The organism is Paraburkholderia sp. J12, assembly GCF_905220215.1.
Lineage (GTDB): Bacteria > Pseudomonadota > Gammaproteobacteria > Burkholderiales > Burkholderiaceae > Paraburkholderia.
In genome coordinates this window covers 181,497-195,067 of the sequence record NZ_CAJMZC010000012.1, presented here as the reverse complement: position 1 = coordinate 195,067, position 13,571 = coordinate 181,497, and the positions used below count along the sequence as shown (strand labels likewise).

The following is a 13,571-nucleotide window of genomic DNA, read 5'->3' as shown; positions in this document are numbered from 1 at the left end:
TGTCACGACGCCGTCACATCTGCGAAGATTGCGCCCTTTCGACTTCGCGCACCCGCTTCATGGCATCAGGCACCGCACATCACGCGACCGGCTGGGCAGCCGGCGTCATCGCCGCGGCCATCGTCACGCACCAGCACACGGACGGCCCCTGGCATCTCTATGCCGCGCTCGCGTTCATCGCGGGCGTAGCGGGCGGATCGGCGCCCGACTGGCTGGAGGTCGCATGGTGGCGCAAGAAGCGCAAGCTGTGGATCACGCATCGCACGCTCACGCACTGGGGCGTGGGCTGGATCGCGTTGCTCGTGTGGTCTTATCAGAAACTGGGGCATCTGCCGCTCGCCGCGCCTGCGTTCGGCTTCGCGTGCGGCGGCGTGATTCATCTGCTGGCCGACTGGCCCAATCCGCTCGGCGTGCCCTGGGTGATCCAGCGGCATTCGTTGAACTGGTGGAAGAGCGGACACTGCGACCTGATCGTGGTCGCAGCGTCATGGGTGGCGGCATGGTTCTTCGCCGTGCATGGCATGCCGCACGGCTGGCCGATGGCGCCCTTGCGAAAGCTGGTTTCGTGATTGGCAGCGAGCGCCGCGCAAGAAGGCGGCGCCATTTCCGATACGAAACCGCCGCTCAGTCGAGCTTGAAATCGATGCCTTGCGCCAGCGGGAGCGCCGACGAATAGTTGACCGTGTTCGTCGCGCGCCGCATATAGCCCTTCCACGCATCAGAACCCGACTCGCGGCCGCCGCCGGTTTCCTTTTCGCCGCCGAACGCGCCGCCAATCTCCGCGCCGCTTGGCCCGATGTTGACGTTCGCGATCCCGCAATCGCTGCCGGACGCCGAAACGAAACGCTCCGCTTCGCGCAGGTCGGTCGTGAACACGCACGACGAGAGACCGTGCGACGCACGATTGTTGGCCGCAATGGCTTCGTCGAAGTCGCGGTACTTCATCACGTAGAGAATCGGCGCGAACGTTTCCTCGAGGACGATATCGGTCTGCGCAGGCATCTCGACGAGCGCAGGTTCGACGTAATAGCCGTTCGCAAGACCCGCCACGTTCACGCGAGCACCGCCCGTTACCGCTCCGCCCTCGGCACGGGCACGCTGTAGCGCTTCCTGCATGCGGTCGAACGCCTGGCGGTCGATCAGCGGTCCCATGAGTGTGCGCGGCTCGAGCGGGTTTCCAATCGGAACCTTGGCGTAGAGCTGCTTGAGCCGGCTCACGGTGTCCTCATACACGCTCTCGTGCACGAAGAGTCGCCGCAGCGAGGTGCACCGCTGCCCGGCTGTGCCCACTGCCGAAAACAGGATCGCGCGCAGCGCGAGCTCGCGGTCCGCGCTCGGCGTCACGATGCCGGCGTTGTTGCCGCCCAGTTCGAGAATCGCACGGCCAAAGCGCTGCGCGACGCCGAGGCCCACCGCCCGACCCATGCCGGTGCTGCCGGTCGCGCTCACGATAGCGGCGCGCGGATCGGCCACCAGTTGCGCGCCCGCTTCGCGCCCGCCGATGACGAGTGCAACGAGACCTTCAGGGGCATCGCCGAACTCACGCAACGTCTCCTCCATCAGGCGATGGACGGCGAGCGCGGTGAGGGGCGTCTTTTCGGACGGCTTCCAGATCACGGGATCGCCGCAGACGAGCGCCAGCGCGGCATTCCACGACCACACGGCAACCGGGAAATTGAACGCGGAAATGACGGCGCACACGCCCATCGGATGCCAGCTTTCGGCCATGCGGTGGCCCGGGCGTTCCGAGGCGATCGTCAGGCCGTAGAGCTGCCGCGAGAGACCAACCGCGAAATCGCAGATATCGATCATCTCCTGCACTTCGCCGAGGCCCTCCTGCAGGATCTTGCCGGCCTCCAGCGACACCAGGCTGCCGAGCGCCTGCTTGTGCGCCCGCAGGCGCTCGCCGAGCAGCCGCACCAGTTCGCCGCGGCGCGGCGCCGGGACGTTGCGCCATGCGAGAAACGCGTTGTGTGCGCGGGCCAGCGCCGCATCGACGTCGGCGACCGTATGGCTCGCGACGCGGCCAATCACCTCCCCTGAAATGGGAGAGCGGACTTCGATGTCGCCCTTGTTAGCGTGTTCGAGAATGCCGAGATCGGCGAGAATCCGTGATGCGTCCATAGCGAGCCCTTTATTTCCGATAAGAAACATACTCAGGTTCGCCGACTATACACGCGGCCTGCGGGGGCGACAAGCCGGGGAACGCCCATCTGCGGGCAGGATGCGGTTTGCGTGGATCGGGCCGGAGGGGTACCAGGCCATTGCCGGATGGGGATTGCTGGGGGGAAAATTTCCTTTCAGAAATTTTCCGGGAAAGGACGGAAGCCGTGGTCGTGGGCCGCCGCTTTATGAACACATCAATGCGCCGGGAGATCAGGCCCTCTCGGTGCGTTCTGCGCGCCCGATCCGGTGCCCCACGAGCAGCCCGGCGTCGTAGGCCGACTCGAGCGCCGACCCGATATCCTCGGCGTTGACGATGTGAAGGTCCAGCGTCTGTTTGCCGGTCAATTCGAAACTTTCAATACCCAGCGTTTTACGCGAGATGGCAAGCAATAATTCGAGGCGTTCGTCATGCATGATTCGCTCCTCAGATGATCCATATCAGTTGATATAAATCATACAGAAAGCTTTCAACCCTGTCCCGTGACGCTCCGACGCATATTGAAGGACTATTCGAAAAGCGCGAATCCCTGGAACTTACGGCGAATCATTTAAAGATCCAGACCAAGGTTTAAATAGCGTTAATTCAATAGCGAGTCATTGAAAAATCACTCCGAAAATTGCGCCGATATCGCCTGATGAGACTGCTGGCGCGCGCTCCGCACGCGTTGGCCGAACGGACGAGGTTTCTGAAAGTCACTGGTTTGGTAAGATCGGAAACACTCGCGCCATCCTGGCGTTTCCGATGCGCTCCCGAAGTGCTCCTCATGGATACCACGATCAGCCAACCTGCCGGATCCACCGCTGCCGACCTTGGCCGCCGCGTGCGCGCCGCGCGTCTCGCTCACGACCTCACGCTCGACACCGCAAGCCGACTATGCGGCGTCTCGCGCTCCACGCTGTCGAAGATCGAGAACGGCATCATGTCGCCCACTTTCGACGTGCTCCAGAAGATCGTCGTGGGTCTCAAGATCGATCTCGGCGAGCTATTCGGCTCGGTGCCGAGGCTCAACGCCGGCGGCCGCCGGGCGCTCACGCGCCGGGGCGCCGGGCAGCGCCACGCCTATCGCGGCTACCAGATGGAACTGCTCGCCACGGATCTGGCGCACAAGGCCATGCTGCCGTTTCGCATCCGCATCACGGCGCATTCGCTCGATGCATTCGACGACTGGGGCCGCCACGAAGGCGAAGAGTTTCTTTATGTGATCAGCGGCAGCGTCTGCCTCTATTCGGAGCTGTACGCGCCGACGCATCTCGAAGCCGGAGACAGCCTCTACTTCGACAGCCGGACGGGTCACGCAGCCATCTCCACGAGCAAGGAAGACGCCGAAGTACTGTGGATGGCCACCAGCGCCACCGCACCGGGCGCCGTGCCGGACCCGGCACCGCCCGCGAAGCCGCCGCGCGGCAAATCCAAACCCTCCGCCATCTGAGCTTGAACGGGGCGGCTGCCCGCTAGCGTCGGCGCGCGCGGCGCACCGCCTGCCCCTCTTCCGCCGCGCCGCCAGCACCGCGCTTGCGGCGCGTGCGGGTCGCATCCCGTTCGCTTGCCATCCTTGCGACACGCTCGCGCGCGGCGTCCTTCACCGCGTCGATCAACGCACGGCCGGCGGGCGAAGGCTGGGTATCGGTGCGCAAAACGAGGCCCACCGGCTCCTCGCCCCCTCCCGGGGGCAATGGCAAACGCACGAGCGTGCCTTGCCGCAGATCGTATTCGACGGCGCCCGCCGGAACGAACCAGACCGCGTCGTTCTCGAGCGCGAGCGCACGCCCGACCGATACCGAGAGCATTTCCACGAACGCCGCCAAGGTAGGCGTCCCCCATGCGGCAAGCAGGCTGTCTGCCGCCTGCCGGATCAGCGTGCCAAACGGCGGCAGCACGAGCGGAAAGCGGGCGAGTTCCGCGGGCAGCGCGGCGCCACGCGAGAGCGGATGTCCCGCACGCACCACGACCGCGAGCGGCTCGTTGTACAGCAGTTCGAAGCTCAGCCCCACCATGCGCTCGGGGTCGGCCAGACGGCCAATCGCGAAGCTGATCGCACCGGACTTCAGGCGCTCCAGCAATTCGGCGTTGGCAGCCGTCGTGAGTCGCACGCTCACGCGCGGCCACTGTTCGGCAAACCGTCGCAGCGCGCCCGACAACACGTCGGTAGCCACGGTCGGCAGCACTCCCACATCGAGCGTCGCCGCCACGGCGCCTTCGTCTCGCGCAAGCAATTCCACGCCCTGGCGCAACGCGCTCACGCACGCGCTTGCGTGCGGCATGAAAAGCTGCCCCTCGCGCGTGGGCACGGCGCCATGCCGGCCACGCTCGAAGAGCCGCACGCCCAGCACCGATTCGAGCTCGGCGATGGTCTTGGACACGGCAGGCTGCGTGATCGACAGGCTTTCGGCCGCCTGCTGCACGCTGCCGAACTGCGCGACCGCCAGAAAACACTGGAGATGCCGAAACTTGACGCGGGTATCCGCAAGCCGGGTTTGCATAACAATCCGTTATACGAAATGCGAAAAAACATCATTTTGCATAACTTTCCCGATTGGATAAAGTCCCCACAACGGCACACGGCATCCGCATTGCCGCCTCCCCACAATCCTGCCAGGAGACACCCATGGACGAGTCCATCCTGTCGCCGCGCGACTTCGACTCGCATCCCGCGTACCTTCACCCGGAATACCGCTCGTCGGTCAAGCGCGGGCCCACGCGGCCGCTGATTCCACTAAAGGAAAAACTGCGCAACCAGCACGCGCCCGTCTACGGCGCCGAAGATCTCGGCCCCCTCGACCACGACCTCACGCGCAATGCGGCACGCAACGGCGCGCCGCTCGGCGAGCGCATCATCGTCACAGGACGCGTTCTCGACGTGGGCGGCAAGCCGGTGCGTAACTCGCTCGTCGAAATCTGGCAGGCGAACGCCGCCGGCCGATACGTCCACAAGCAGGATCAGCACGACGCGCCGCTCGATCCGAACTTCCTCGGCGCAGGCCGCTGCCTCACCGACAACGAAGGCCGTTACCGCTTTCTCACGATCAAGCCGGGCGCGTATCCCTGGGGCAATCACCCCAACGCGTGGCGGCCGAATCACATTCACTTCTCGCTCTTCGGGGATTACTTCGGCTCGCGCATCGTGACGCAGATGTACTTCCCCGGCGACCCGCTGCTCGCCCTCGACCCCATCTTCCAGGGCACGCCCGAACATGCGCGCGACCGGCTGATCTCGCGCTTCTCGATCGACACCACTGAAGAAGGCTATGCGCTCGGCTACGAATTCGACATCGTGCTGCGCGGCCCGGACCAGACCCCCACGGAGCGTTGAACCATGACACTCAAGGAAACGCCCTCGCAAACCGTCGGCCCGTACTTTGCCTACGGCCTTTGCCCGCAGCAATACGACTTCGATCTCAAGAGCCTCTTCACCCCGGAACTCGCCGCCCCGGAAACGCCGGGCGAGCACATCACGCTGATCGGTCACGTGTACGACGGCGACGGCAAGCGCGTGCACGATGCCATGCTGGAGTTTTCGCAGGTGGACGCAGACGGCCATTACCCGGCCTCGCGCGAAGATATCGCGCGTAGCGGCTTTCGCGGTTTCGCGCGCGTCGGCACGGGCACCGATGCGCAGCATCGCTTCATCGTGCGCACCGTCAAACCGGGACGCGCGCACGCAGACGAAGCGCCGCACCTGAACGTGATCGTCACGATGCGGGGCATGCTCACGCACACGTTCACGCGCATCTACTTCGACGACGAAGCCGCCGCGAACGAACGCGATGCCGTGCTCGCCTCGGTGCCCGAATCGCGGCGCGCGACGCTGATCGCGCAACGCAGCGAGCAGGCCGGCAGCGTGACTTATCGCTTCGACATCCGCATGCAGGGCGCGGACGAAACGGTGTTCTTCGATCTCTGAGAATGGAACGCGATGCGGCGAATCGCGCGGACTTTCACGGTCCTTTCACGAACGGACCCTAAGATCCTGCCTGCGATCTGATCGCGGAACTCCGAGCTGTACTTCCGAAGCCTGCTGAAAAGCAGGCTTCTTTTTTTGCGCCGCGTTTGCGCCGCGACTCAGCCGAGCGGACGCACGCCGATCAACAAGCCGTGTAGCCAGAACACGAAAACGGTCCACGCCAAGAGCCCGATCGCCACCACGCACACGTCGCGCGACACGGTGCCTTGCGGATAGACCACACCCGCCTCGCGATCGCGCCGGCGCTCGCTGCGCAGATCGAGCGACGCCCACACGAGGAAGGCGCCAAACAGCAGGATGGCGTTGAGCGTGCCATTGGCCAGCAGATGCGCAAAAGCCCACAACGCCACGCCGCAAAGAAACGGGTGGCCCAGCGTCTGCTTGAAGTGATTGCCGGGCACGAAAGCCGCGGTGATGAAGACGAAGGCGACAGCCGTGAGCAACGCCGTGACATGCGCCATCCAGAACGGCGGGGCCCAGATTGGCACCGGCTCGCGACGCGCGAGGCCATAACCGTACGCAATGAGTGCGATGCCCAAAAGGGAGAGCACGGCAAATGCCATGCGCCAGCCCTGTTTTCCGAAACGCGCAATCTGCGCGGCACGCCACGGCGCAGCGACAATCCGGACGGAATGCACGCCGATAAACAAAATCAGGCCCAACACCAGAATCGCCATTGCCGCTCCCTTGCACGAAGCACAACTGAAATGGCGAAGATTGTCGCGCAACTCGTGCGCCGGGCCAAATGGTCTGACGCAAAAACGGGCCATTACGCCGTGCTTAAGCGGCGCAAGGATGCCAATTGACCGATTGTGCGTATCGCAGAAATAATCAGCCTGATCGCCCGTAGCAATGCATTTAAAGAAGGGCTGAAAAATACTTAAAAGGTTGACATGCGCACGGAATAACGCTTTCAATGGGGGCGACCGTCAGACGCCACGCCGGCTTCGCGTGAGCGGCGTCACAGCCCCACATAATTAACAGCGAAAATGCTCAATATCCTGACCTGCGTGTATGTAACGCAAAAGCCAGGCAGGCGTCTCGCCTTCCCCATTCCACGTATTGCCATAGGCATCGCGATACTTCGGCTGTTTTTCGCTTTCGGCAATCGACGTTTCTAGATCTTCGAGCGTAATGCCGTACTCTTCCATGCGGCGTCGAATCCACACGATGAGCCGTTCGCGCGCCTCTCCATCGAGGTCGAACATCGGATAATTCCTCTCGCTTCGTCAAAGGCGAGCCGTCGATTTTAAAATCGGTTCGTCTGCCCCGAAAAGACAAAGGCTTCGCGCCTATCTGCGAAGCCTTGCTGCACTGATGAAGTGGCCCGGGTGTCGAACCCGCGGCCGGGACGGAGGGGATCTGTTGGTCCGCTGCTCCGCTCGCCAGGCACTGGCCGCCGCAAGTGAGCGGCCGTTTGCTGCAAGCGGAGCCCATCATACCGTGTGCGCGCCGCACAGATCAAGCGGTTTCATGGCGGCGCGCGCCGAATTGGCAGCACGCCGCCGCGCTTTTTCAGCTCTGGATCGCAGTGCGCGCCGCGCGCCGATCCGAACCCGGCGCCTCGCCCACGGCTGCGCTGGCCGCCGCCTGCGGCTTGCGCGCGAGCACCGGAGCAAGCGCCGCGCCCGTATGGCTCGCCGCCACACGCACGAGCCCCTCCGGATCCGCAGCAGCGACGATCGTGCCGCCGCCCACGCCGCCCTCGGGGCCGAGGTCGATGATCCAGTCGGCTTCCGCGATCACGTCGAGGTCGTGTTCGATCACGACCACGCTATGGCCCGCGTCGGCCAGACGGTGCAGCACGCGAATGAGCAGCGCGACGTCGGCCATATGCAGGCCGACGGTGGGTTCGTCGAGCACGTAGAGCGTATGCGGCGCCTTCTGTCCGCGACGCGTGATGTCGTCGCGTACCTTGCTCAGTTCGGTCACGAGCTTGATACGCTGCGCCTCGCCGCCGGAGAGCGTCGGTGAAGGCTGACCCAGCGTGAGATAGCCGAGGCCCACGTCCTTCATCAACTGCAGCGGATGCGCGATGCTCGTGATCGAGGCGAAGAATTCCACGGCCTCGTCGATCTCCATCGTGAGCACCTCGCCGATGTTCCGGCCGCGCCACGTCACCGCCAGCGTTTCCGGATTGAAACGCTGGCCGTGGCAGACATCGCAGGGCACCTTCACGTCCGGCAGGAAGCTCATGCCGATCGTGCGCACGCCCTGGCCCTCGCACGCGGGGCAACGCCCATCGCCGGTATTGAACGAGAAGCGCGAGGCGCTATAGCCGCGCGCGCGCGCTTCGAGCGTATCGGCAAAGAGCCGGCGAATGGCGTCCCACACGCCGATATAGGTAGCCGGACACGAGCGCGGCGTCTTGCCGATCGGCGTCTGGTCGACTTCGAGCACGCGATCGATGCTGCCCCAACCCGTGATTGAATCGCAACCCTGCCACGTGTGCGCGACCTCGAGCTTCGGCTTCGCCGCCGTGCGTGCGATCACACTCGAACGCTTCGCGGCGGCCGAGAGCGCATCGCTCTGCGCGGCCTTGCGCGCGCGGCGCACCGCCGGCGAGGACAGCACCGAACGGCCCACGGCGTCGAGCAGATTGGAGAGCAGCACGTCGCGCGCAAGCGTGGATTTGCCCGAGCCGCTCACACCCGTGATCGCCACGAGGCGGCCAAGCGGAATCTGCGCCGTCACGTTGCGCAGGTTGTGCAGGTTGCCGCCGTGCACGGTGAGCCACTGCGCGGGCACCGCCTCGCGCGTCCCGCGCGCCGGCTTCACCTCGCGGCGCGGCTGCAGCGGATGCACGATCGGCTGGGCCAGATAGCGCCCGGTGAGCGAATCGGGCTGCGCAGCCAGATCGGCGACGCTGCCCTGCGCGACCACGCGGCCACCGCGTTTGCCCGCGCTCGGCCCGATATCGATGATGTGATCCGCGCGCCGGATCGTATCCTCGTCGTGCTCGACCACGACGAGCGTATTGCCCTTCTCGCCGAGGCTGCGCAGCGCGTTCAGCAGAATCTGGTTGTCGCGCGGATGCAGGCCGATGGTCGGTTCGTCGAGCACGTAGCACACGCCCTGCAGATTGCTGCCGAGCTGCGCCGCGAGACGGATGCGCTGTGCCTCGCCGCCCGAAAGACTCGGTGCGGCACGGTCGAGACTCAGATAGCCGAGCCCTACTTCCTCGAGAAACTGCAGCCGGCTGCGGATTTCGCTCACCACGTCGCGCGCGATCTGCGCATCGCGGCCATTGAGCTCCAGCGCGTCGATCCAGCGCCGCGTATCGGCAACGGTCCATTGCGCGACATCGACGATGGCCTGCTCGTCGAACGTCACCGCACGCGCCACCGGATTGAGGCGTGTGCCGCCGCAATCGGGGCACGGCGTTTCGCCCATGCCCTCCGGCTCCTGCTCTTCCGAAGGCAAGGTCTGCTCGCGGCCGCGGCCGTCTTCGGCCACCACGGTGTCGTCGTAGACCGCGCGCTGTTCGCGCGTGAGTGCAAGCCCCGTACCCACGCACGAAGTGCACCAGCCATGCTTGCTGTTGTACGAGAACATGCGCGGATCGAGTTCGGGATAACTCGTGCCGCACTCCGGACACGCGCGCCGCGTCGAAAGCACCTTGACCGTGCCGACGCGCGCCGTCGAACTGCCGTTGCCGAGCGCCTTGTCGAGACCGTCGAGCGGCGCGAGCAGATGGACGACACCCTTGCCTGCTTCGAGCGTCGTGTCGAGCAACTGGCGCAACTGCGCCTCGTTTTCGGGCTCGATCACGATATCGCCCACCGGCAGTTCGATCGTGTGCTCACGGAAACGGTCGAGCTTCGGCCACGGCGCCACCGGCACGAACTCGCCGTCCACGCGCAGATGCGTATTGCCGCGCGCCTTGGCCCATTTCGCGAGGTCGGTATAAACGCCCTTGCGGTTCACGACGAGCGGCGCGAGCAGGCCGACGTGCTGTCCGCGATGCTCGCGCAACAGTTGCGCGACGATGGCATCGACGCTTTGCGACGTGACGGGCGTGCCGTCATGGACGCAATGCTGCACGCCGAGCTTCACGTAGAGCAGGCGCAGAAAGTGCCACACTTCCGACGTGGTGGCCACGGTACTCTTGCGGCCGCCGCGCGAAAGACGCTGCTCGATCGCGACGGTCGGCGGAATGCCGTAAACGGCGTCCACTTCGGGACGCCCCGCGGGCTGAACGATGGAACGGGCATACGCGTTCAGCGATTCCAGATAGCGGCGCTGCCCCTCGTGAAAGAGGATATCGAAGGCGAGCGTCGATTTGCCCGAACCCGAAACCCCCGTGATCACGTTGAAGCGCCCGTGCGGAATATCCACGTCGAGCGCCTTGAGGTTGTGTTCGCGCGCATTCACGATGCGCACGACGTCCTCGCCCTGCACCTCGCGGCGCGCCTGCGACGCACGCAACGCGGTCTGGAGCGCTACGCCCTCTTCTTCCGCAACGAGCGGCCCCACCGCGCTGCCGAGCGCCGCCTCGTAACGCTCGAGCGCTGCGCCCGTATGCGAGCGCGGGCAGGCAATCACGTCCTCGGGCGTGCCCACGCACACCACCTCGCCGCCCGCATCGCCGCCTTCCGGGCCGAGGTCGATCAGCCAGTCGGCCGCTCGGATCACGTCGAGATTGTGTTCGATGACGAGCAGCGAATGGCCGCCCGCCAGCAGCTTGCCGAATGCACGCATGAGCTTCGCAATGTCGTCGAAGTGCAGGCCCGTGGTCGGTTCGTCGAACATGAAAAGACGGCCGCCAGCCGGGCTATCCTTGCCGCGCGACTGCGCGGTTTCGGCCAGATAGCCCGCGAGCTTGAGACGCTGCGCCTCGCCACCCGAAAGCGTGGGCACCGGCTGCCCGAGCTTGACGTATTCGAGGCCCACGTCGACGATAGGCTGGAGCACACGCAATACTTCGGCATCCTCACTGAAGCACTGCACCGCTTCGCTCACGGTGAGGTCGAGCACGTCAGCCACCGACAGCAGATGGCCCGCGCGCTCGATCTTCACTTCCAGCACTTCGGGGCGATAGCGGCGGCCGTCGCAGTCGGGGCAGCGCAGGTACACGTCGCTCAGGAACTGCATTTCGATGTGCTCGAAACCCGAACCGCCGCATGTCGGGCAACGGCCCTCGCCCGAGTTGAAGCTGAACATGCCGGCCGTGTAGCCGCGCTCTTTGGCCAGCGACGCCTTGGCGAACAGCTTGCGGATCTCGTCGAATGCGCCCACGTAGCTGGCCGGGTTCGAACGCGCGGTCTTGCCGATCGGCGACTGGTCCACGAACACGGCGTCGCTGATCTTCTCCGCGCCGGACAGCTTGCGATAGACGCCAGGCGCCTCGGTCGCCTTGCCGAGGTGACGCGCGAGCGCGGGATACAGCACGTCCTGCACGAGCGTCGATTTACCCGAGCCGGAAACGCCGGTCACCACAACAAGGCGCTGCAGCGGAATCTGCACCGTCACGTCGCGCAGATTATGCTCGCTCGCGCCTTCGAGCAGCAGGTTCGGCGTGGACGCGTCGACGGGGCGCCGCGCCCAGTTCGATGCGTCCGCAACGGCACGATGGCCGCCCAGATATTCCCCGGTCAGCGTTCCGGACTTGCGGATGTCGTCGGGCGTGCCGTCATAGACGATCGTGCCGCCGCGCTCGCCCGGCCCGGGGCCCATGTCGATGAGACGGTCGGCCGCGAGCATCACCGAAGGATCGTGCTCGACGACGACGAGCGTATTGCCCGCGTCGCGCAGCCGCTGCATGGCTTCGACGATGCGGTTCAGGTCGCGCGGATGCAGGCCGATGCTCGGCTCGTCGAGCACGAACAAGGTTTTCGTGAGCGAGGTACCGAGCGCCGTGGTGAGGTTGATCCGCTGTACCTCGCCGCCCGAGAGCGTGCGGCTCTGCCGGTCCAGCGTGAGGTAGCCGAGGCCCACGTCGCACAGGTACTTGAGGCGCGTGCGCACTTCGGCGAGCAGCAGTTTCAGCGCGTCGTCGAGCAGCGCCGACGAGAGCGAAAGATTGTCGAAGAACCGGCGAATGCGCTCGATCGGCAGCAGCATTACGTCGTGCAGCGTGAGGCCGGGCAGCGCTTCGAGTTGCGCGCGCGTCCACTCCACGCCATGCGGCAGGAAACGCGCGGCGGGCGCGAGCACTTCGTCGGCGTTCTGCTGCGTGCCGAGGCGCCACTGCAAGGCCTCGGTTTTCAGGCGCGCGCCGCCGCAGGTCTCGCACGGCGTGTAGCTGCGGTACTTCGAAAGCAGCACACGAATGTGCATCTTGTACGCTTTGGACTCCAGATACTGGAAGAAACGCTTCACGCCGTACCACTGCGCCTGCCAGTTGCCGCGCCAGTCCGGCGCGCCATTCAGCACCCAGTCGCGCTGCGCCTGAGTAAGCTCCGACCACGGCGTATCGCGCGGAATGTCCGCCTTCGCGGCATAACGCATCAGGTCGTCCTGGCACTCCTTCCAGGCGGGCGTCTGCAGCGGCTTGATCGCGCCGCCGCGCAGCGTCTTGCGCTCGTCGGGAATCACGAGGCCCCAGTCCACGCCGATCACGCGGCCAAAGCCGCGGCAAGCGTCGCACGCGCCATAGGCCGAATTGAAGGAGAACAGCGCGGGTTGCGGATCGGCATAACGCAGATCGCTGTCCGGGCAATGGAGGCCGGTCGAAAAACGCCAGATCTGCGGATCCGTCTGCGCATCGCCATCGGTATCCGCCATCACGTAGACATTCACGCGCCCGGCGCCGCGCTTGAGCGAAGCCTCGATGGCCTCGACTACGCGGCTCTTCTCGGCGTTCTGCAAACGGAAGCGGTCGGCCACCACGTCGAGCACCTTGCGCGTGCCCTCGGCCGTCTTCACTTCGCGCTGCGCCTGCACACGCGTGTAGCCGCTCGCCGAAAGCCACTGCGTGACTTCCTCGTCGGTGGTGGTGTCCGGCAGCTCGACGGGAAACGTCACGACGAGGCGCGGATCGCCGGCCGCCGTGCGGGCCTTGAGTTCCGCGTAGATCGTCTCGGGTGTGTCGTGGCGCACGGGCTGCGCCGTCACGCGGTCGAACAGGTTCGCTGCACGCGCGTAAAGCAGCTTCAGGTGATCGTTCAATTCGGTCATCGTGCCGACCGTCGAACGCGAACTGCGCACCGGATTGGTCTGGTCGATGGCGATGGCGGGCGGCACGCCGTCCACCCGATCAACCTGCGGACGGTCCATGCGGTCGAGAAACTGGCGCGCATAGGCGCTGAACGTCTCGACGTAACGGCGCTGGCCCTCCGCATAGAGCGTGTCGAAGACGAGGCTGGACTTGCCCGAACCCGAAGGCCCGGTCACCACGGTCATTTCGCCGGTGCGCAGGTCGAGGTCGAGATTCTTCAGGTTGTGCTGGCGGGCACCGCGGATGCGGATGGTTCGGTTTTCGCTCACTTGCGCTGGCATTCC

10 protein-coding genes are annotated in these 13,571 nt (G+C 65.3%); 4 read left to right on the top strand and 6 right to left on the bottom strand.

Annotation, left to right across the window (positions count from 1 at the left end; all coding sequences use genetic code 11):
- Window positions 1–59: 59 nt before the first annotated feature.
- On the top strand, window positions 60–569 hold the full coding sequence (locus U5760_RS23815; RefSeq protein WP_322014751.1) for a metal-dependent hydrolase: 510 nt from the start codon (window positions 60–62) through the stop codon (window positions 567–569).
- A gap of 55 nt (window positions 570–624) precedes the next feature.
- Here U5760_RS23815 and U5760_RS23810 read toward each other — a convergent pair whose 3' ends face one another.
- Window positions 625–2,124, bottom strand: coding sequence for an aldehyde dehydrogenase family protein (locus U5760_RS23810; RefSeq protein ID WP_322014750.1), 1,500 nt, complete (start codon window positions 2,122–2,124; stop codon window positions 625–627).
- Between the two features lie 252 nt (window positions 2,125–2,376).
- Window positions 2,377–2,580 (bottom strand): DUF6900 domain-containing protein, encoded by a 204-nt coding sequence (locus tag U5760_RS23805; protein WP_322014749.1) that lies wholly within the window; start codon window positions 2,578–2,580, stop codon window positions 2,377–2,379.
- 350 nt (window positions 2,581–2,930) lie between these two features.
- Here U5760_RS23805 and U5760_RS23800 point away from each other — a divergent pair, with 350 nt between their 5' ends.
- On the top strand, window positions 2,931–3,596 hold the full coding sequence (locus U5760_RS23800) for an XRE family transcriptional regulator (RefSeq protein ID WP_322014748.1): 666 nt from the start codon (window positions 2,931–2,933) through the stop codon (window positions 3,594–3,596).
- 22 nt (window positions 3,597–3,618) lie between these two features.
- Here the strand turns inward: U5760_RS23800 and pcaQ are convergent, their stop codons facing one another.
- A complete protein-coding gene (gene pcaQ, locus U5760_RS23795; protein WP_322014747.1) occupies window positions 3,619–4,647 on the bottom strand; it encodes a pca operon transcription factor PcaQ in 1,029 nt (342 codons plus the stop codon).
- A 125-nt stretch (window positions 4,648–4,772) separates the two neighbouring features.
- On the opposite strand from pcaQ, the gene pcaH reads away from it, so the two are divergent.
- Complete coding sequence (gene pcaH, locus U5760_RS23790) at window positions 4,773–5,477, top strand: protocatechuate 3,4-dioxygenase subunit beta (protein ID WP_322014746.1); 705 nt, start codon at window positions 4,773–4,775, stop codon at window positions 5,475–5,477.
- Window positions 5,478–5,480: 3 nt separating this feature from the next.
- Complete coding sequence (gene pcaG, locus U5760_RS23785) at window positions 5,481–6,068, top strand: protocatechuate 3,4-dioxygenase subunit alpha (protein WP_322014745.1); 588 nt, start codon at window positions 5,481–5,483, stop codon at window positions 6,066–6,068.
- A 158-nt stretch (window positions 6,069–6,226) separates the two neighbouring features.
- Here pcaG and U5760_RS23780 read toward each other — a convergent pair whose 3' ends face one another.
- The 3 genes from U5760_RS23780 to uvrA all read right to left on the bottom strand — a co-directional run bounded on the left by U5760_RS23780 (window position 6,227) and on the right by uvrA (window position 13,556).
- A complete protein-coding gene (locus tag U5760_RS23780) occupies window positions 6,227–6,805 on the bottom strand; it encodes an NnrU family protein (protein WP_322014817.1) in 579 nt (192 codons plus the stop codon).
- Window positions 6,806–7,105: 300 nt separating this feature from the next.
- Entirely contained in the window at window positions 7,106–7,336 is a 231-nt protein-coding gene (locus U5760_RS23775; RefSeq protein ID WP_322014744.1) for an H-NS histone family protein, read from the bottom strand.
- Between the two features lie 307 nt (window positions 7,337–7,643).
- Window positions 7,644–13,556, bottom strand: a complete 5,913-nt coding sequence (gene uvrA, locus U5760_RS23770; protein WP_322014743.1) for an excinuclease ABC subunit UvrA — start codon at window positions 13,554–13,556, stop codon at window positions 7,644–7,646.
- Window positions 13,557–13,571 lie beyond the last annotated feature (15 nt).